The 20646-nt window shown below is 53.3% G+C and carries 14 protein-coding genes; 8 read left to right on the top strand and 6 right to left on the bottom strand.

The window, feature by feature from the left end; all coding sequences use genetic code 11:
- Positions 1-44 precede the first annotated feature (44 nt).
- The 5 genes from IG609_RS13165 to IG609_RS13185 all read left to right on the top strand — a co-directional run bounded on the left by IG609_RS13165 (position 45) and on the right by IG609_RS13185 (position 6575).
- Entirely contained in the window at positions 45-1292 is a 1248-nt protein-coding gene (locus tag IG609_RS13165) for an MDR family MFS transporter (RefSeq protein ID WP_014914825.1), read from the top strand.
- A 10-nt stretch (positions 1293-1302) separates the two neighbouring features.
- Positions 1303-2814, top strand: coding sequence for an ABC transporter substrate-binding protein (locus IG609_RS13170; protein ID WP_193400864.1), 1512 nt, complete (start codon positions 1303-1305; stop codon positions 2812-2814).
- Between the two features lie 37 nt (positions 2815-2851).
- Positions 2852-4630 (top strand): ABC transporter permease subunit, encoded by a 1779-nt coding sequence (locus IG609_RS13175; protein ID WP_193400865.1) that lies wholly within the window; start codon positions 2852-2854, stop codon positions 4628-4630.
- Positions 4631-4767: 137 nt separating this feature from the next.
- Positions 4768-6228: an AMP nucleosidase gene (locus IG609_RS13180; protein WP_039518876.1), complete on the top strand. Its 1461-nt coding sequence runs from the start codon at positions 4768-4770 to the stop codon at positions 6226-6228.
- Between the two features lie 107 nt (positions 6229-6335).
- Positions 6336-6575: a hypothetical protein gene (locus tag IG609_RS13185; RefSeq protein WP_039468374.1), complete on the top strand. Its 240-nt coding sequence runs from the start codon at positions 6336-6338 to the stop codon at positions 6573-6575.
- A 293-nt stretch (positions 6576-6868) separates the two neighbouring features.
- On the opposite strand, the gene IG609_RS13190 is transcribed toward IG609_RS13185, so the two are convergent.
- From IG609_RS13190 to IG609_RS13205, 4 genes are all read right to left on the bottom strand, one after another.
- Entirely contained in the window at positions 6869-8530 is a 1662-nt protein-coding gene (locus tag IG609_RS13190) for a methyl-accepting chemotaxis protein (RefSeq protein WP_193398932.1), read from the bottom strand.
- Between the two features lie 1042 nt (positions 8531-9572).
- Positions 9573-10979: a putrescine aminotransferase gene (gene ygjG, locus IG609_RS13195; RefSeq protein WP_205562536.1), complete on the bottom strand. Its 1407-nt coding sequence runs from the start codon at positions 10977-10979 to the stop codon at positions 9573-9575.
- Between the two features lie 342 nt (positions 10980-11321).
- A complete protein-coding gene (gene patD / locus IG609_RS13200; RefSeq protein WP_193398934.1) occupies positions 11322-12746 on the bottom strand; it encodes an aminobutyraldehyde dehydrogenase in 1425 nt (474 codons plus the stop codon).
- Between the two features lie 120 nt (positions 12747-12866).
- Positions 12867-13028 (bottom strand): hypothetical protein, encoded by a 162-nt coding sequence (locus IG609_RS13205; protein ID WP_167469184.1) that lies wholly within the window; start codon positions 13026-13028, stop codon positions 12867-12869.
- A gap of 1074 nt (positions 13029-14102) precedes the next feature.
- Between IG609_RS13205 and IG609_RS13210 the strand changes: the two genes are divergently transcribed.
- The gene (locus IG609_RS13210; RefSeq protein ID WP_193399986.1) at positions 14103-15443 is read left to right on the top strand and encodes an anaerobic C4-dicarboxylate transporter; all 1341 of its coding nucleotides are present in this window, start codon (positions 14103-14105) and stop codon (positions 15441-15443) included.
- A 133-nt stretch (positions 15444-15576) separates the two neighbouring features.
- Here the strand turns inward: IG609_RS13210 and gltP are convergent, their stop codons facing one another.
- Both gltP and cbl read right to left on the bottom strand, forming a co-directional pair.
- Positions 15577-16893: a glutamate/aspartate:proton symporter GltP gene (gene gltP / locus IG609_RS13215; protein ID WP_193399987.1), complete on the bottom strand. Its 1317-nt coding sequence runs from the start codon at positions 16891-16893 to the stop codon at positions 15577-15579.
- Between the two features lie 495 nt (positions 16894-17388).
- Entirely contained in the window at positions 17389-18342 is a 954-nt protein-coding gene (gene cbl / locus IG609_RS13220; protein WP_010285215.1) for an HTH-type transcriptional regulator Cbl, read from the bottom strand.
- Between the two features lie 361 nt (positions 18343-18703).
- Here cbl and IG609_RS13225 point away from each other — a divergent pair, with 361 nt between their 5' ends.
- Positions 18704-19537 (top strand): AraC family transcriptional regulator, encoded by an 834-nt coding sequence (locus tag IG609_RS13225; protein WP_193398937.1) that lies wholly within the window; start codon positions 18704-18706, stop codon positions 19535-19537.
- 99 nt (positions 19538-19636) lie between these two features.
- The gene (locus IG609_RS13230; protein ID WP_193400868.1) at positions 19637-20632 is read left to right on the top strand and encodes a DMT family transporter; all 996 of its coding nucleotides are present in this window, start codon (positions 19637-19639) and stop codon (positions 20630-20632) included.
- Positions 20633-20646 lie beyond the last annotated feature (14 nt).

The raw sequence follows: 20646 nt of genomic DNA on the forward strand, positions 1-20646 counted from the left end.
AATAACACATTCCCCGTAACGGGCTTTTTATAACGGATCATGACATGTCAGACCTTACCGCCAACCGCGCCCCGCGGCCTTATCCCCCGTTACTTCTGGGTAGCCAGCTGGTTTTCAACATTGGCTTTTATGCCGTCGTGCCGTTTCTGGCTATTTTCCTGCGTGACGATATGCTGCTTTCCGGCTGGGCCATCGGGCTGGTGATTGGCTTACGCACCTTTTCTCAACAGGGCATGTTTTTAGTCGGCGGTGCGCTGGCCGATCGCTTTGGTGCGCGCGTGATCATCCTGTGCGGCTGCGTCGTGCGTATCAGCGGCTATCTCCTGCTGGCGTTAGGCGACTCGCTGTGGCCGATCATTCTCGGTGCCTGTCTGACCGGTGTCGGCGGTGCTCTGTTCTCTCCCGCCATTGAAGCGCTGATGGCACAGGCCGGTACGCAAAGTGAAAAAGAGGGAAAACGCAGCCGCTCCGAGTGGTTCGCACTGTTTGCTATTTGCGGCGAGTTAGGCGCGGTGCTGGGGCCGTTGCTCGGTTCGGTGCTGGCGGGATACGGATTCCAGCGCGTGGCGCTAGCCGGTGCGGGCGTGTTTGTTATCGCACTTATCGTCCTGTTTTTCAGCCTGCCGCCAACGCAGCGTAATCGGGGAGAATTGCAGATTGCCCCGTGGTGGGAGACCTTCCGCCAGCGCCGCTTTGTCGCGTTCATCATTGCCTACAGCGCTTATCTGTTCAGCTACAACCAGCTCTATCTGGCGCTGCCGGTTGAACTACATCGCTCCGGCAGCAGCGAGAAAGATCTCGGTCCGCTATTTGTGCTTGCTTCCCTGCTGGTGATCGGATTGCAGCTCCCGCTGGCGCGTTTTGCCCGCCGGGTTGGCGCGGCACGCATGCTGCCACTGGGCTTTGCGCTGCTAGCTGCATCGTTCTTTAGCGTCGCGCTGTTTGCCTCCAGCACGCCGCCTGAAGGCTGGCAGCGCCTGCTTCCCGCTATCTCGTTAATTACGCTGCTGACGCTGGGTCAAATGCTGATCGTTCCCGTCGGGATGGACCTTATCCCGCGCTTTGCCAACAACCAGAATTTGGGTGCGCACTATGGCGCGCTGGCGTCGATGGGTGGCATCGCCGTTCTGGTCGGCAACTTTATCCTCGGCAGCCAGCTTGACCGCGCGCTGACGCCGTCACCGCAGGCCGCCATTCCGTGGGTGCTGCTCGCCGCCGTGCCGTTGTGCAGTTCGCTGGCGATGATGGTCATCTGCCGCCCGTTTAAATCCGCTTCAACCGTGAATGAATAAGGAAAGATTGATGAATATGCGTAATCGTCTGTGGCCCGTTTCTGGCTTGCTATCAGCCACGCTGCTGCTTTCAGGTTGCTTCAACGAGCCGGAGGAAAACCACGCCTCGCATCATGACGGTCGAATCAAACTGGCGATGCTTCAGCCGCCGCGCTCCGGCCTGACACCGCTGAGCGATGATGCCTTTAAGCTGTCGCGTTGGAGCACCGCAGAAACGCTGGTGGTGCTCGACAAACTCGGCGAAGCCCAGCCTGCGCTGGCGACAAAATGGCAGCAGATCGATGATAAATCCTGGCGTTTTGAGCTACGCCCGAACGTCTATTTTCACGATAATTCCACCTTAAACGCCGCCACGGTAGTGAATGCGCTCACCGTGGCCTCCACCGCCGCCCCCAAACCACGCATTCTGGACGGCGTGCAGTTAACGGTAAAAGCCGATGGCGATAACGCCGTCGTTGTCTCCACGGCTAAACCGGATCCGCTGCTGCCGCAGCGTTTATCCAGCCCGCAGTTGGCGATTCTCTCCAGCGCGGCATACGGTAAAAATGGCGTCGTCAATCCGATCAACACAGGAAGCGGCCCGTTCGTTCTGCGTACCGTCACCGGCACCAGCAGCGCGGTATTGGATCGATTCGACGGTTACTGGGGTGAGAAAGCACAGGCCAGCGGTATCGACGTGAGCTTTGTCTCCGACGGCGCTGCGCGTGCTGCCGCATTACGTACCGGCACGGCAGACATTGTCGAAGCCGTTCCGGTTTCTCAGGCACCACTGCTAGATCAATCACTGGTGCATGAAGTCCCGATGCCGCGCACCAATACGCTGTATCTGAATACGCGTCATGGCGTGATGCAAGATCCTGCGATGCGTGCCGCCGTGCGCGATGCGATCAATCGCCAGCAGTTGGTGGATAACGTGTATGAGAAGCGTGCCGATATCGCACAAGGTCTGTTAGGTCCTGCGCTGCCGTGGGCGGCGCAACTGCGTCAGCCGGTGGCGAATCCGGTCAAAGCCGATACGCCTGCAGGCGCCACCATTACGCTGGCAACCTTCAGCGATCGCGCCGAACTGCCTGAAGTGGCGGTCTATCTGGCACAGCAGCTTACTGCCGCTGGGTTTACGGTAAAACAGGTGGTGCGTGAATATGCACAGATCGAATCCGACGCGCTGGCAGGCAAGTTTGACGCCTTTATCTTATCGCGCGCGACGGTGCTGGATTCCGGCGATCCGGTAGCTTATTTATACAGCGACTTCGCCTGTGAAGGGTCGTTCAATATCGCGCAACTGTGCCGCCCAGAGATCGATCAGGCGCTGCAAAAAGCAGCCGCAATCCCTGCGGGCGTTGCACGCCGTCAGGCCATCATGCAGGCAGAAAACCTGATCCTTGCCAGCGATGCCGCGATCCCAATGCTGCATGAGCGTGTGATTCAAGGTGAAAGCGCACAGGTAAAAGACGCACTGCGCGACCCGCGTGAACGCACTTTGATTAACACCGCTACGCATATTGTTACCGGCGCAAAGTAACGGATAGCGCATCCGCAACCAGAAAGATGACGAATTTATGAGCGAATCGCTGTATTGCCGCACCTGTGCGACCATCAACCAGACGCAACGCCCGCGATACGGCGTGCTGATTCCACTGTTTTCGCGGCTGCTGACGCTGGCAGGGATTGTGGTGCTGATTGGTATGTTGCCGTGGTTATCCGGTCAGGATCCGGCACTGGCGCTGCTGCGCGCCCGTTCCGGCGAGCAGGAAGCGACGGCGGAAACGCTAAACGCGATTCGTCACTCACTCGGACTGGATCAAGGCCCGCTGCAATTGCTGTTGAACTGGCTGACGGATCTGTTGCACGGCGATGCGGGTAATTCCTGGGTGTCTGGTCGGCCAGTTCTTCCGGGGATGTTGCAGGCGGCGGGCGTCTCGCTCACGCTGATGGCGTCTTCGGCGCTGGTGGCCTTTACGCTGGCTGCCGTGCTGTGCGCCCCTATCTTTCGGCAAGGGTTACGCGGTCAGGTTCATCGTTCAGGCGGCCTGTTTGCCGCCTTGTTTACTGCACTGCCCGAATTCCTGCTGGCGTCATTTCTGCTGATCGTCGGTGCTGTCTGGCTACAGTGGTTTCCCCCTTATGGCTGGCTAGGTCTGCACTACGCGGTGCTGCCGTCGCTGGCGCTCGGTATTCCAGCAGGCGGCTACCTTGGCCGGATTATTGCCGACGCGCTATCCGCCACCTTCAGCGAAAACTGGCTCACCACCTGGAGCGTGTCGGGCGTAAGCCGTCGTCATATTGCGCTGGCGGTGCTGAAACGCACGTTGCCCAGCGTGATGCCGCTGGTTGGGCTGGTGCTGGTTTCGTTAACCGGCGGTGCTATCGCCGTCGAAAAAGTGTTCGCGATTCCCGGTCTGGGACGCGCCACGCTGGGGGCCGCGGCGGCACAGGATCTGCCCGCCTTGCAGGTCGGCGTGCTGATTCTCTTACTCATCGCCTCGCTCACTGGCATCGCCGCCAGCGGCGTGCGACTGCTGATTCTCGGACGCGCGCTGCGGAGCGGCGCGATGCCCGTGCCGGAGGAACACGGTAGCCCTGCGTCTCGTCATGCTATCTGGCTGCCGATTATCTGCGTGCTGCTGCTGGCGCTGCTGTTGCTGGCTGGCCTGCCGCGCGATCCCTACACCTCCGCCTTTCTGCGCCTGCAACCGCCGTCGTTCCTGCTGCCTTTTGGCGCGGATGCGATGGGGCGCGATTTATTGGCACGCGTCGCACACGGTACGTTAAATACTTGTCTGCTGGCGCTGGCGGTGTCGCTGGCCTGTCTGGCGATCGGCCTGTTGGTTGGGCTCTTTCCGCGTCTGTTCACCGGCCCGATTGAAGTGACTAACGCCCTGCCACCAGTGATTGCCGGACTGCTGGTTGCTGCGGTAAACGGCCCGACGGCAACGGGTGCGGCGATTGCCGTGATTGCCGTGAGTTGGGCACCGCTCGCAGCCCACACGGCGGCACTGGTCGCCGAAATCAATGCGCGCCCTTATATTCGAATGCTGCCGATTCTCGGCGTCGGCCCGATACGGCGTAGCCTGTTCTATATTCTGCCCGCGCTGATTGGCCCGCTTTTCCGTCACGCTATGCTGAAACTGCCTGGCATCGCGCTGGCGCTGGCATCGCTCGGCTTTTTGGGTCTGGGCGCGTCACCACCGACGCCGGAATGGGGACGCGTTCTAGCCGAAGGTATGCCGTATATCGAACGTGCCTTCTGGGGCGTGCTGGCACCAGCGGCAGCACTCGGCGTGCTGTCGATACTAGCGGTGAGCGCGGCGAACCTCTCCGGTCGCCACAAGCACTAATCTATTATGGGACACAGCTTAAGCGCCGCTTCTCTCCACGTTCACAGCTCCGCCAGATTTCACGATGGCGGGGCTGTGCATCTTCAGTTACGCTGTGAGCTAACTTCTGCCTAAGTACAGAATTTAAAGGAGAGAATATGCATAACAGCGGATCCCACGTCAGTCTTACCGTCACTCAGACTCTGGATAAACTGGAAGCGCTGTATGATGACGCCGTCTCAGCACTGCGCGACGCCATCGGGGACTTCATCAATGATGGCACGCTGCCTGATGCTAATGCGCGCACGGCGGGGCTATTTGCCTACCCTGCTCTCCGCGTTAGCTGGAGTGGCAATTCGACCGGCCATCCCCGCCATCGCGCCTATGGGCGTTTTACCCATCCCGGCAGTTACTCCACTACCGTTACCCGCCCGGCATTTCTGCGCGCTTATCTGGCGGAACAGCTGGCGCTACTGGAAGGCGACTATGATGTCACCATCGAGGTTAGCCCATCACAGCAGGAAATTCCGTTCCCCTACGTGCTCGACGGTTCCGATCTGATTCTTGACCGTTCGATGAGTGCCGGTATCGCCAAGCATTTCCCCACGACAGAGCTGTCGCAGATTGGGGACGAGACGGCAGATGGACTGTTTCACGCCACCACCATGTCACCGCTGTCGCACTTCGACGCGCTGCGTACCGATTTCTCGCTGGCGCGGCTTCGTCACTACACCGGCACGCCGGTAGAACATATTCAGCCGTTCATCCTCTTCACCAACTACACGCGCTATGTCGATGAGTTTGTACGCTGGGCCTGTGCGCAGATTGCCGATCCCGATAGCCCGTATGAGGCGCTGTCCTGCGCGGGCGGCATCTATATCACCGCCGAGACGCCAAACCCTGAGCAGACGGTGTCCGATCTGGCCTGGAAGAACCACCAGATGCCCGCCTATCATCTGATTCCTCGTCAGGGTAAAGGGATTACGATGGTCAACATTGGCGTCGGGCCATCCAACGCGAAAACCATCTGCGATCACCTCGCGGTGATGCGTCCGCATGCCTGGCTGATGATCGGCCACTGTGGCGGCCTGCGCGAAAGCCAGTCCATCGGTGATTATGTGCTGGCGCACGCTTACCTGCGTGACGATCACGTACTGGACGCCGTGCTACCGCCGGATATCCCGATTCCCAGCATTGCCGAGGTGCAGCGCGCGCTGTATGACGCCACCAAGATGGTCAGCGGTATGCCGGGGGAAGAAGTTAAACAGCGTCTGCGTACCGGCACGGTGGTTACCACCGATGACCGCAACTGGGAGCTACGCTATGCGGCCTCTGCTCTACGGTTTAACCTCAGTCGCGCCGTCGCCGTGGATATGGAAAGTGCAACGATTGCCGCACAGGGGTATCGCTTCCGTGTCCCTTACGGCACGTTGTTGTGCGTCTCGGATAAGCCGTTGCACGGTGAAATCAAGCTGCCGGGACAGGCGAACCGTTTCTATGAAGGGGCGATTTCGGAGCATTTGCAGATTGGCATCTGCGCTATCGATCTGCTGCGGGCGGAAAGCGATAAGCTGCACTCACGTAAACTGCGCACCTTTAACGAGCCACCATTCCGTTAATCGGACGACGCGGTTAGGCAGTCGACCGCTCTTCAGGCGGCCGGCTGCTCTGGCGCGACTAAATGCGTTATGTTATAACAGAACAAATACACTAGCGGATAAGCCCAATGAAAAAAGGTCTGTCAGTTCTGTTTCTTTCCCTCGTCGCGACACAAGCCTCGGCGTTTCAGGCAAAAATGGCTCAGTCTACGGAGAGTGGATTGAACAATATTGATGAACCTAAGCGCACCTTTGCAGGCTTTACGCCAATGGGGCTGGAAACCATTCATCCCGGCCAGTGCGATGCGACCTCTATTAACGGCTGTGGTTGCCCGTTTTGCACCCAGTTGCGGCTCATTGGCCGCTAGGTTGTAGACCACATAGCAAAAGCGCCACATCCGTGGCGTTCGTTGGTTGCAGACAAAGTCCGTAGAGCGGGAGTAACGGATAGATCGTAAAGACGCCGTGAATACGTCCATGTACGCTCGGCTTGCGCAGAGATGAATCTCATCCCTGAGATTCACCCTTTCAGCGGCTGGTTAGCGGTTTCACGTATCGATATCCCCGCAACCAGGCACGTTCTCAATCTGGGTGGCAGCCCCAGTTGGTAGCGATGATGTTGGCGCGGCTCCTGACATGCTGTCTGCCACAATAATCTCTATCAGAAACTTGCCCAATCTGACGTGCCCGAGGCTGATGCACTGGAAGACGCAGGGAGTCTGGCAAGCGAGAGTGTCTGCGTGACAGGCTTCGGCGTGGACCGTTGATCATTAACTATTTTGAACACCGAGACTTCTCTGACAAGCTGATCCGCTTGCTCCTTGAGACTCTGCGCCGCCGCCGCTGACTCTTCCACCAACGCAGCATTCTGCTGTGTTGTCTGATCCATTTGGCTAACCGCGATACCAACCTGTTCTACCCCCGTCGACTGCTCAGCACTTGCAGAGCTAATCTCTGATACGGTATCGCTCAACTGGCGGATGGACATCACGACCTGCTGCATCGTTTCTCCCGCTTTATTCACCAATACCGAACCGAGCTCGACACGTTCAACGCTCGCCGTAATGAGATTTTTGATTTCTTTAGCCGCTTCTGCGCTACGCTGCGCCAGATTTCGCACTTCTCCCGCGACAACAGCGAACCCTCGCCCCTGTTCGCCCGCTCGGGCCGCCTCGACAGCGGCGTTAAGCGCCAAAATATTCGTCTGGAATGCAATACTATCGATGACGTTGATAATATCCGCAATGCTGCGCGAACTTTCATTAATGGACTTCATCGTATCCACCACGTCATTGACGACATTGCCCCCCTGAAGCGCCACGGTACTTGCATTTTGGGCCAGTACATTCGCCTGACGGGCATTGTCAGCGTTATTTTTTACCGTCATACCCAATTGCGTCATGGTTGAAGACGTTTCTTCAAGCGCGCTCGCCTGTTCTTCAGTCCGTGATGACAAATCAGCATTACCCTGCGCAATCTGCATACTGGCCGTCGCGACACTCTCCGCACTACTCCTCACACCAACGACCATCCGCGTCAGCGCACTTTGCATCTCTTTCATGGCCTCCAAGAGCAGGCCTGTTTCATCATGACTATTTACATCAATTGAACCGCTGAGATCGCCGGCGCTGATACGCTTCGCGGAAGAAAGCGCAATAGATAACGGTGCGGTTACGCTGCGGGTTAATAGCCAGGCGGCAAGGCAGCCTAAAACGGTAGAAAACGCGGATAGCGTCAGCAGCCATAGCAGTGCATTAGTGATATGTTCTTTTGTCGTCTGTTTGGCCGTATCAACCAATGATACCTGTAATGCGATCAGCTCATTTAGTTTGTTAAAATAAATGCCTTGAATTTTCGCTATGTCACCAAATACCACTTCTGTCGCCAACGCATCCTGATCTTCCATGGCGTAGTTGATAGCGTTATTAACCGACAGGCTATACTGTTTTCTTATATCAATGAGTTGATTAAATAATTCGCGTGCTTTTTCCATGTTGATACTATTATCAAGCTTTTTATATATTTCGCTTGCCACGTCAGTGGTTTTTACTATATCGTCCTTAAGCTGTCGTTTTTCTTTATTTTTATCCGCAGGGAGAAGAATAATATCACGCAAAGTACGGACGTTTGTGTTAAGCACGTCTTGAATATTGCGCAGCATATCCACCTTGACCATTCTGTTTTCAGTAATTTCATCAAGTTGAGTACCAATATTCTTCATAAAAAAGTAACTAATTGATGATAAAAAAAGTGTCAATACAATTAACAAACCGAACCCAAGGAAAAGTCGGTTGCCAATTTTTATATTTTTGAGAAAGTTCATTTCAGCACCAGAATATTACATTTTGAAAAATTTCACCCGATCACGATACGTTGACATATTAAGCCACTGTCCATCTAACGAAGAAGGACAAACAGTAAAGCTAACCACTATCGCACGAGGCTCCCTGGCTTCTCTAGATCTCTTATTTCCTGATGCAGGTAACAGAAAACAGGCATAAGAAATCCATTTGGCCATATATTTTTATAGTTCACATTGCATATGTATACTCGTCATACTTCAAGTTGCATGTGCGTTGGCTACGTTCAAATACTCGGCCCGTCGTGAGCCTCGCCTTGAAGGGCCGCTGCTAGCAGCGTTCAAATCTGCTCCCGGCAGAATCACTTACCTGAGTAAGCTCATCGGGGTTTCTTCGCTTGCCGCGTTATTCGGCCTTATGGCCTCACCCCTTCGGGGTCAGCGCAAGCGCTGTTCAAAAACGTTTTACCGTTTTTGTCCTGAAACTCGAATTATTTAGAGTATATAACTATTTACCTGGTTAAATAATTTTAAAGACTCCGATTTTATTTCATTACAAATCTCACCGTATGCATGAAAATAACTGAAAACAACCCATCTATAATAATGGTTAAGTTTTTAGCATTCACGTTACTAGCCTAGATAAGCATGACGTTTAATGAATGTCATTCACTTATAAAAATGACATCAAGATTCAACCTGCTAAGTTTCATAACTCTACACTATCGGAAATAAAATATCGATCGGAAATAACGATCATTAAACCGTTCAATCCCCTCTATTCGATCGTTTTTTTCTATCAAAAAATAATAATGGGAAAAATCCGAGTTCCATTAATTAAATCAGACTTATAAGTTAGAAAGCTAATAGTTAAGATTGATTAACAAACTGTCCATATTATTACGCTTTGTGACACTCAATATAGTGTAACGTGACTGAATTAATTATATTTAAAGCATAATGGCAGGTTCCCGTATCTCTCTGGAGGATAAAAAAACCAGTCAGTAAGGGCTGACTGGCTTTCGGAGTGAACCTAATAGGGTGTTGCGTGTTTCCGTCTCGTTTTTCACTCTACCGCATATTCCTTCATTTTATTTTCGTCAGGCATCGTGCCATTGAGCTTCTTGAGCACTTCCTTCGCTTCTTTCAGCACTCGGGCACATTGCTCGCGCGTGATCGTAAGCGGTGGCTCAATCCTGACCGATTTAGCATTATTCAAGGTGCCCGCCACCAGAACATGACGTTGAAACAGTTCTTTCGCGAAGGCATACCCGATCTCATTTTTCCTGAACTCGATAGCCTGCAACAGCCCCATTCCTCGTGCTTCGATAATCAATTGAGGATATTCGGCAGCCAGTTGCTGTAAGCCCTGCAACAAAAATTCCCCCTGTATGGTTGCCTGTTCCGGCAGATTCTTCGTCAGCAACTCATTGACTGTCGCCAGCGCCGCCGCGCAGGCCAGCGGATTGCCGCCAAACGTGGTAGTATGCAGGAACGGATTTTCAAACAGCACGGAGAAGACCTCTTCCGTTGCCACCGTGGCGCCAATCGGCATCACACCGCCACCCAGCGCCTTCGCCAGGCACAGAATGTCAGGCTGTACGCCATAATGCTCACAGGCGAACATCTTGCCCGTGCGGCCCATGCCGGTTTGTACCTCATCCAGAATCAGCAATGCCCCAACCTCATCGCATAATGCTCTGACGGCAGGCAAGTAATGTTCCGGTGGCACAATCACGCCGCCTTCTCCCTGAATAGGTTCAAGGATGATGGCAGCCACGTCATCGCCGGTCTTCTGGCATAGCTCAACCTGCTTGCGCATCGCGCTGATGTCGCCAAAAGCAACATGATGGAAGCCGGGTAACAGCGGCATGAAGGGACGACGAAACGCAGGTTTGGCGGTGGCAGAAAGCGCGCCCAGCGATTTCCCGTGGAATGCACCGGTCGCGGCGATAAAGGTATATTTACCGCGCGGTGACTGGTAAGCCTTCGCCAGCTTTAAAGCGGCTTCAACCGATTCCGTTCCACTATTGCAGAAGAAGCTGTATTTCAGATCGCCCGGTGTCAGCGCCGCCAGCGTTTTTGCCAGTAATCCCCGCAGCGGGTCGAGCAGTTCCTGACTGTGCAGCGGTTGTCTGGCGAGCTGGCGCTCAACGGCAGCAATCACGTTAGGGTTACGATGCCCAACGTTAAAAATGCCGTAACCGCCGAGGCAGTCCAGATATTCATTCCCTTGGGTATCAATCAGCGTATTCGGGCCGCTGGCGCGCCATTCGACTGCGCCGTAATCGCCGCCGGTGGTGACAGATTTTCGGTACTCCAGAAAACCCGGGTTGACGTATTCGCGAAAACAACTCAAAACTTCTCGATTCAGTGTCGCCATGTCATCGTGGGATAGCGTGTCACTATGAATCCAATGCAGTGCCTGCTGAGTACACTCTAGCGGGTTAAGGTGGGCGTTTGATCTGGACAAAATGCGCTCCTTGAAAACGGACATCACGCGATGCCACTTTAATTAATGCACATAACACGCCAGTCGCCCGCCCCAAATTAGAATAAAATACAAAAACGCGATCTAATCCAAAAATTCAGCAGATGATTTGAACTAAATACGAATAGGCGGAATTAATAACCAATAAGAATGGCACATGCCAGTATGAAGAAAATCAAAGCAACACGTGATGCCCTGCTTTTGCCCAGCGCGCCCCTTTTTGGGGCACGCCGGGGCTGGACAAACGCGCTATATCAGTACCTGTTTCTCCAGTAACGGTTTCTCGTGCAGGATAAACAAAATCCCTAAGCAGGCAGAAGATCCTCAGTGCCGGATCATAATATGACGCACGATAGTGTAATCCTCCAGACCGTACATCGACATATCCTTGCCATAGCCGGACAGCTTCTGCCCGCCGTGCGGCATTTCGCTCACCAGCATGAAGTGGGTGTTCACCCAGGTACAGCCGTATTGAAGGCACGCGGCCAGACGGTGTGCCCGCCCGATATCCCGCGTCCAGACCGACGAGGCCAGCCCGTAATGCGAGGCATTCGCCCAGCCAATCACCTGCGCTTCATCATCAAACGGCGTGATGGAGATAACGGGTCCAAACACCTCTTTCTGGACGATTTCGTCTTCCTGCTTTGCCCCCGCCAGCACCGTGGGCTGGAAGTAGAATCCCTGCCCTTTCACCCGCTCGCCGCCGGTCACCACCGTAATGTGCGGCAGCGCTTTGGCGCGTTCGACAAAGCCAATCACACGTTCCAGTTGCGGCTCGGTAATCAGTGGCCCCAGTTCGGTGGTTTCATCGTGTAGATCGCCCATTTTCAGCGTCGCCACCGCTTTGCCTAATGCTTCTACGACCTCATCGTAGATCGCACGCTGTACATACAGCCGACAGGCGGCAGTACAATCCTGCCCCGCATTGTAAAAACCGAAACTGCGGATCCCATCCACCACCTGATCGATATCCGCATCGTCGAAGACAATCACCGGCGCTTTGCCGCCCAGCTCCATGTGTGTGCGTTTTACGCTCGCGGCGGTATGCGACAAAATATGCGCGCCGGTCGCAATCGAGCCGGTCAGCGACACCATGTTCACTTTCTCATGCCCCGTTAGCGCATCGCCGATATCAGCACCACGCCCGAACACGATATTCACCACGCCAGCGGGCAGTATCTCCGCCAGCAGATGCGCCAGATAGAACGTGGTCAGCGGGGTTTGCTCCGCCGGCTTCAGCACCACGCAGTTTCCCGCCGCCAGCGCCGGTGCCAGCTTCCACGATGCCATCATCAGCGGATAATTCCACGGGGCGATGGACGCCACCACGCCAACCGGATCGCGTCGGATCATCGAAGTGTGCCCTTCGAGATACTCTCCCGCCGCCGAACCGCTCAGACAGCGCGCCGCGCCGGCAAAAAAGCGAAACACATCAGCGACCGCAGGCACTTCATCATTCAGCGCCGCATGGTAGGGCTTACCGCAGTTCAGCGATTCAAGCTCGGCAAACGTCTCGGCGTGTTCCTCGATGGCATCGGCAATCTGTAGCAGCAGCGTCGCGCGCGTTTTCGGCGTGGTCTGTCCCCAGTGTGCAAAAGCAGACTCCGCGGCCAGCACGGCTGCATCAACCTGGTGCAGATCGGCCTGCGCAATGGCGGCAATTTGCTCTCCTGTGGCAGGATTAAATACCGCTAACGCCTCGCCTTTCCCCGCGACCAGCTTGCCTTCTATGAGTAATTTATCGTGCATACATTTTCCTTACAGAGAGAAAACCATCTTGTTTTTCATCACTATCTGCAAAATGTCTGTGCAAAAAACCTGCCACGTTGCGCTTACCTGTCGCTCTGTTCTGCAACCTGCGGCATTACACTAGGGCGCGTTGCCCGACCCTTTCTGCGTCTGCGTGGCGGCCTGTCTGGCTTCCTCCGCCAGCGCTTCAATCTCTTCTTCCGTCAACTGCTCTGATGCTTCATGCACCTTTGCCAGCCCTTCGCTAACCGTCACCTCTTTGGGATCGTCCTTCGTCGCCATCGTCATTCCTCTCAATCAAATAATACGTCAACAACGATAAGTGTAGTCGACGGCGAGAATCCGCCAATCTGAAGAAGAGTTAACGCTGCTTTTCGGTTTGTCATATGTGATAATAATTATCAATTACGTTAAATTTATGAACGATTATCCCCCTGAAATCCAACAGCATGCATGACGCAGTGGAAAATCGCCGCCTTGCTGCTACTGGGGTAAGGAAAATAATTGATATCCATATATTCTAAAAAACTTATAAAAGTTTCATATTAATAACCAATCACACTATAAAGAGTCTCCCTCTTCGCATTCAATGTAAAAATATCAGAAAGACAGTCAGCTATATTCCCGACGTGAATAGCGATGTCGCGGCAGCCATTTTTATTTTTCGGCTATTCTCAAGTGGCCTGACGTTGACTTCATTATCAAAAAGGGATTCATTTTATCATTTTTAAAGTAATCATTTAAAAACAAGACAATATGCAAAAATACCTCATTGGGAGTAGGAAGAGAGACATCAGAATATGGTTTTTTGCAATTAACGTTAACGAAAATAAAAAGTAAAAGAACACAAAACACAACAAAATAAGAACAGGAATTTAATCATCTTTAAAAACCACGTGTCATTCATTAACAACCACATCAAGAAGCACACCCTCAAATCATTAATAAATTAAATTTACACTTAAAAAACTAAATAAACCAAAAGGCGCAATTATTGCGAGCGAGATCTTTTATTTTCAGGAAATAGCGCAAAGATAAAAATTAATAGATTTAGATCAAGAAAACAAATAACAACCCGTCCATATAGTAGCCGTAGTAAAAACTCACTTATTTTAATTCTAACTAATCAGTTCATCTTATTACCCTAAATAATTCGAGCTGTGTGACAAAACGTTAGCGTTTTGAACAACGCAAAGCGTTGGCCCTTTAGGGCAAGGCCCATTTATGAGCCTTGTAACGCAGCAACTGAGCGAATCCTCAGGAGCTTACTCAGGTAAGTGACTGAGGTGAGTAAAGGCAGCTAACGCACAAGCAGCTTGAAGTATGACGGGTATAAAGCAATGCAATGGGGCTACTATGGACTTCATCATTCAATTAGTCATTGTCCTGATCTGCCTTTTTTACGGGGCAAGAAAAGGCGGGATCGCGCTGGGTTTATTAGGCGGGATTGGACTTGTTATTCTGGTCTTTATTTTTAAACTACAACCGGGTAAACCGCCCGTTGACGTCATGCTGGTCATCATTGCCGTGGTGGCTGCGTCGGCAACGCTTCAGGCATCGGGCGGGCTGGATGTGATGCTGCAAATCGCAGAGCGTATGCTGCGGCGTAACCCGAAATACGTTTCGATTATCGCGCCATTCGTCACCTGTATTCTGACTATCCTGTGCGGTACCGGCCACGTGGTGTATACCATTCTGCCGATTATTTATGATGTCGCTATCAAGAATAATATCCGTCCTGAAAGACCGATGGCCGCCAGCTCGATCGGCGCTCAGATGGGGATTATCGCCAGTCCGGTCTCTGTTGCGGTGGTGTCGCTGGTTGCCATGTTGGCTAATTTCACCTTCCAGGGTAAACATCTGGGATTTCTCGATCTGCTGTCGATTACTATTCCCTCTACCCTGCTGGGTATTCTGGCGATTGGGATTTTCAGTTGGTTCCGCGGCAAGGATCTGGACAAAGATGAAGACTTTCAGACATTCATCGCCGATCCAGAAAACAAACAGTATGTATATGGCGATACCGCCACGCTGCTCGACAGAAAACTGCCACGCAGTAACTGGATCGCCATGTGGATCTTTCTGGCAACCATCGCGGCGGTAGCGATTCTGGGTGCCGTTGAAGAGCTGCGTCCAGTCTTTGCCGGTAAGCCGCTGTCAATGGTGCTGGTCATCCAGATGTTTATGCTGCTTTCCGGCGCCATCATCATTATCGCGACCAAAACCAATCCATCATCAATCTCGAAGAATGAAGTGTTCCGTTCAGGGATGATTGCCATCGTGGCGGTATACGGTATCGCCTGGATGGCGGAAACCATGTTCGGCGCGCATCTGGAAGAGATCAAAAGCACGCTCGGTTCACTGGTGAAAGTCTACCCGTGGGCTTACGCCATTATCTTGCTGATTGTGTCCAAGTTCGTTAACTCACAGGCGGCGGCGCTGGCGGCGATTGTGCCCGTTGCGCTGGCAATTGGGGTAGATCCCGCATATATCGTGGCGTCTGCACCAGCCTGTTATGGTTACTACATTCTGCCGACCTACCCAAGCGATCTGGCGGCTATCCAATTTGACCGTTCCGGTACCACCAAAATCGGTCGTTTCGTTATCAACCACAGCTTCATTCTCCCAGGCCTGATTGGCGTGAGCACATCCTGCGTCTTTGGGTGGGTGTTTGCCGCGATGTACGGCTTCCTGTAATTCATGATCTGCATTCAGCCGCTCAGCAGAACGTGGCGGTAGATGCAAAAGTAAGAAAAAGAAACGGGCGCATTGATGATTCAATGCGCCCGCTTTCATTATCGCTATATCGCTATTTACATTATGACGAGGATTATCCCTGCTGGGCAGGCTGCGTACTGATTCCCTTTATTTCGCGCTCGTAGGCCTGCGCTTTTTTCTCATCGAACTGGTGTTCCCACTTGGCAATGACCAGCACCGCTAGCGCATTCCCTACTACGTTTAGCGCGGTACGCGCCATGTCGAGGATACGGTCAACGCCCGCAATAAACGCCAGACCTTCCAACGGAATCCCGACGCTGCCCAGCGTCGCCAGCAGTACGACAAACGACACGCCCGGTACACCAGCAATGCCTTTGGACGTCAGCATTAGCGTCAACACCAGCACGATTTCCTGCCCAATCGACAGCTCGATGCCGTAGAGCTGTGCGATGAAGATCGCCGCAATACTTTGGTACAGCGTAGAGCCATCGAGGTTAAAGGAGTAACCGGTCGGCACCACAAAGCTGGTAATCGACTTCGGTGCACCATAGGCTTCCATTTTTTCGATGATGCGCGGCAACACGGTTTCGGAACTGGCAGTGGAGTACGCGAGGATCAGCTCATCTTTGAGGATACGGATCAAGATGGTGATACGCAGCTTACACAGCCGTGCGACGATACCGAGCACCACCAGCGCGAAGAAGAAAATCGCGGCATAAACCAGCATAACCAGCTTGGCTAACGGCCACAGCGACGCAAAACCGAAGTTGGCCACCGTGACGGAAATCAGCGCAAACACCCCAACTGGTGCGTAGCGCATGATCATGTGCGTCACCTTGAACATGGTTTCCGACACGCCGCGGAAGACGTTCAGCAGCGGGTCACGGTGATCTTTCGGCAACGAAGAAAGCCCCAAACCAAACAACACGGAGAAGAAAATAATCGGCAGCATTTCACCGTGAGCCATCGCCGCGAAGATATTCGGCGGAATCAGCGACAGCACCGTCCCCACCAGACTGTGCGAGCCGCTCTGCACCTGCTCGGTGGTCTTTTGATACTGCGAGATATCCACGGCGGTCAGCGTCGACATGTCAATGCCGTGGCCTGGCTGGAAGATGTTCGCCAGCGTGATGCCAAGGATAATCGCCACCGTCGTGATGATTTCAAAATAGAGGATGGTTTTGAAGCCGATGCGTCCGAGCTTTTTGGCATCCCCTACGCCCGCAATCCCGACAATCAGCGTGGCGATCACAATCGGGACAACAATCATTTTAATCAGGCGGATAAAGATGTCGCCCGCAGGGCTAAGAATATTGCTGATGAGCCACTGGCGGCTTTCTTGCTGTTCATGCAGCACGGCACCGAGTGCAATACCCAGAACCAACGCGATAAGGATTTGCCAGGCAAGGCTGACTTTTTGTGTTTTCATCGTCATTTTCCGTTTTAAACTCCCCGCCATCACAAACATGGCGCTAGCGCGACTCCGGCGCAATGCGAACCGAAAAAATCAACGTGGAGGTGACTGACTAGTGAGAAGGATGTCTGATGGATTAACCCGCCATAACTCAAGCCGCTTATACGTTGTTCAAAACGCACACGTTTTGTCCTGCAACTCGCATTATTTAAGGTAAACTTGCTATTGTGACACCAAAATTGTTAGCATAATTATTCAATAAAAACGCACAAGTATTTGTATCACCTAACAAAAATACAGACATAAGTTATTGTTATAATAGGGATGTTACTATTCCGGCACGTTCAGATCAAGCAGATTATCGGCGCGATAAACCCTATTTATGCTGAATCAAGTACAGAAAACGGCGGGTATCGCGATACAAAAAATCGCGACGAAATCGAAAGGAAAACGCCCGCCCAGTCAGAAAAAATGCTGGCTGGGCATCGGGTTAGGAAACGGTTATGTCATTCAGATTTGGTAATCAATCACCGCTTCATCGTTATCCGAGAACACCTTATCTTTAATGTCATCCAGCGACAGTTCTGTATTACACAGCTGAATAAATTTCCAGGCATAGTTACGTTGTAACTGACCCTTTTTTAACCCCAGCCAGACCGTGTTCGCTTCAAACAGATGCTCGGCATTCAACCGCACCAGCCCTTTGTCTCGCACCGGATCGAATGACATATCGGCCACAATCCCCACTCCGAGCCCCAGCTCAACATAGGTTTTAATCACATCCGAATCCTGCGCGCTCAGCGTAATATCCGGTGACATGCCCACGGCCTGAAACGCGCGATCCAAACGCGAGCGACCGGTAATTCCCTGACGATAGGTAATCAACGGCTCTGCATTAAGCATTTCAAGCGTAATCACCGGTTCCTGCGTCAGCGGATGGTGCTCCGGCACAATCACCGAATGGTGCCAGCGATAGTAGGAGAACGCTGCCAGCGAGGGATCGTTAATCAACTGCTCACTGGCAATGCCGATATCGGCCTCACCAGAATGGAGCATCGCCACGATCTCATCCGGCGTGCCCTGATTCAGTACCAGACGCACCTGAGGATACAGCGAGCGGAAGGCTTTAATCACTGGCGGCAGGCTGTAACGCGCCTGCGTATGCGTGGTCGCGATCACCAACTGACCAGTGTCGTTATTGGTGAAGACATTCGCCAGCCGCCGGATATTGCTAGCGTCATTCAGAATGCGCTCTGCCACCACCAGCAGCTCTTTTCCCGGTTCGGTCATGCCTAACAGGCGTTTGCCGCGACGGATGAAGATTTCAATCCCCAACTCTTCTTCCAGCTCGCGGATGTGGCGACTCACGCCGGATTGAGAGGTAAACAGCGTATTCGCCACCTCGGTCAGGTTGTAATTGCACCGTGCTGATTCACGAATAATCTTCAGTTGCTGAAAGTTCACCTTTCACTCCCTTGTCCTTTATTACAGATAGCAATATTGATGCAAGTAATGAGAGCCAGAACAAATAAGCAAATGGAGTTGATTATATTTTTTTATACTAACGGTATGTCTGTCGCGCTATCTTATCTAACAAGGAATAGACATAAACAGTAGAATCAAATAGTTAGAGGAAGTCACTTTTGTCACGCACGCACCATTAATCAACCATTTCGCTATGATTTATGCCTTTCCGGTCTATTTATTTCGGTGCTTTTATTCCCTTTTTCCCGTATTTCTGCTCAGGCTAAATAGGACGCACGACTTCAAGCTGACGCGCTATCGCTGCTATGATGGCGGTCAGAACCAGAGAAAAGGTGGCAGCATGCAGGGTGTACCGGAACAGTTTACCGATGAGAGAGACTATGCCCAGTTCCGGCACTTACCGGCGCTGCCTGGCATTGAGCTTTATCACGCGCACATCTGCCGTTATGCCTTTGAGCCGCACACGCATGAGGCGTTTGGCATTGGCACCATTGACGACGGTGCGGAGCGATTCCGCTATCGTGGCGCCAAGCATATTGCGCCTGTCGATTCGTTAGTGTTGATGAACCCTGATGAGCTACATACGGGGGAATCCGCGACGGAAGACGGCTGGCGCTATCGCATGATCTACATTCCACCCGATGTGTTGGAGAACGTCTCCGGCGAGAAAGGCTGGTGGTTTACCGACGTCGTGCGCCACGATCCCGCAACCGCACGCCAGCTGGCGATGACGCTGGCCGCGCTGTGGCAGACGACCGATCCCTTGGCGAGTGAAAGCCTGCTGCTGTCGCTGATTGCGCTTTTCCGACCTCACGCGCACATTGCCCAGCGCCAGAGGATTGAGCCGCTGCACCGCTTTGATGTGGTGAAAGCCTATCTGCGCGAGAATTTCGCCCACACCATTACCTTAAAAGAGCTGGCGGCGCTGGTTTCCCTGAGCCCGTATCATTTCCTGCGCCAGTTCAAAGCGCAGTTCCACGTCACGCCGCACCAGATGCTGATGGCAATCCGACTGTATGAGGCTAAACAGATGCTGACACGCGGTATGGCGGCCGCCCATGTCGCCGTCGCCGTCGGGTTAACCGATCAGGCGCATCTGACTCGCACCTTTGCCCAACGCTATGGCGTCACGCCCATTCGCTACCAAAAGCAGGTGTATCCGGTTCGGCGCTAGCCTCCTCCCTCGGATAATAAACAGCAATATCCTACAATCATTCAACACCGACTCTCCCTAGACTGGCGCAATGCACTATTGTGAAAAAACGGGTTTATTATGCTGATTGGTGTTTTATTTGCGCTTGCCGCTGGGCTGATGTGGGGGCTGATTTTCGTTGGGCCAGTGCTCGTACCGGACTACTCTGCCGCCTTGCAGTCCACCGGACGCTATCTGGCTTTTGGGCTGATTGCCTTACCGCTGGCGTGGCTCGATCGCCGTCGTTTGCGCCAGCTGACCCGCAGCGACTGGCTGGAGGCCACGAAGCTCACGATTATCGGTAATCTGCTGTACTACTTTCTGCTCGCCAGCGCGATTCAGCGCACGGGTGCGCCGATCTCAACGATGATTATCGGCACCCTGCCCGTGGTCATTTCCGTTACCGCCAATATGTTGTACAGCAAGCACGATGGCCGCGTAGCCTGGCGTCGGCTACTGCCCTCGCTGCTGTTGATTGCGGCGGGATTGGTTTGCGTCAATATTGCGGAACTGAAAGGCACCACCGTCGAATTCGATGTATGGCGTTATGCCAGTGGGATTGCGATGGCCTTTCTCGCCGTGGTTTGCTGGACCTGGTATCCGCTGCGCAACGCCCGCTGGCTGCGCGACCACAAAGGCAATACGCCGACCACCTGGGCCACGGCACAGGGGCTGGTCACGCTACCGCTGGCGCTGTTGGGTTATCTGCTGGTGTGCGGCCATCTGGCGCTAACGGATAGCACCTTTACGCAGCCGTTCGGCCCGCGGCCTGAGGTTTTCATCCCGCTGATGCTGGCGATTGGGCTGTTTTGTTCGTGGATTGGTACGCTGTTCTGGAACGAAGCCAGCCAGCGTCTGCCGACGGTGTTGGTGGGGCCGCTGATTGTGTTTGAAACGCTGGCGGGGCTAACTTATGCCTTCATCATCCGGCAATCCTGGCCGCCGCTGCTGACGCTCTGTGGCATCACCTGCCTGATCGTCGGGGTGATCTACGCGATGCGCGTGAAACCGGAACCTGTCGTTGTGAAAAAATCAACGGTGGTAGAAGTCCCGATGCCGGTTTCACGGCCAGAGTAAACGCACGCCTAAGA

The organism is Pectobacterium quasiaquaticum (assembly GCF_014946775.2).
Lineage (GTDB): Bacteria > Pseudomonadota > Gammaproteobacteria > Enterobacterales > Enterobacteriaceae > Pectobacterium > Pectobacterium aquaticum.

Coding starts and splice junctions, on each gene's coding strand:
- IG609_RS13175 (WP_193400865.1), top strand. CDS start 2,852: ATGAGCGAATCGCTGTATTGCCGCACCTGTGCGACCATCAACCAGACG.
- IG609_RS13205 (WP_167469184.1), bottom strand. CDS start 13,028: ATGGCGACGAAGGACGATCCCAAAGAGGTGACGGTTAGCGAAGGGCTG.
- IG609_RS13230 (WP_193400868.1), top strand. CDS start 19,637: ATGCTGATTGGTGTTTTATTTGCGCTTGCCGCTGGGCTGATGTGGGGG.
- IG609_RS13190 (WP_193398932.1), bottom strand. CDS start 8,530: ATGAACTTTCTCAAAAATATAAAAATTGGCAACCGACTTTTCCTTGGG.
- gltP (WP_193399987.1), bottom strand. CDS start 16,893: ATGAAAACACAAAAAGTCAGCCTTGCCTGGCAAATCCTTATCGCGTTG.
- patD (WP_193398934.1), bottom strand. CDS start 12,746: ATGCACGATAAATTACTCATAGAAGGCAAGCTGGTCGCGGGGAAAGGC.
- IG609_RS13165 (WP_014914825.1), top strand. CDS start 45: ATGTCAGACCTTACCGCCAACCGCGCCCCGCGGCCTTATCCCCCGTTA.
- IG609_RS13210 (WP_193399986.1), top strand. CDS start 14,103: ATGGACTTCATCATTCAATTAGTCATTGTCCTGATCTGCCTTTTTTAC.
- IG609_RS13225 (WP_193398937.1), top strand. CDS start 18,704: ATGCAGGGTGTACCGGAACAGTTTACCGATGAGAGAGACTATGCCCAG.
- IG609_RS13185 (WP_039468374.1), top strand. CDS start 6,336: ATGAAAAAAGGTCTGTCAGTTCTGTTTCTTTCCCTCGTCGCGACACAA.
- IG609_RS13170 (WP_193400864.1), top strand. CDS start 1,303: ATGAATATGCGTAATCGTCTGTGGCCCGTTTCTGGCTTGCTATCAGCC.
- IG609_RS13180 (WP_039518876.1), top strand. CDS start 4,768: ATGCATAACAGCGGATCCCACGTCAGTCTTACCGTCACTCAGACTCTG.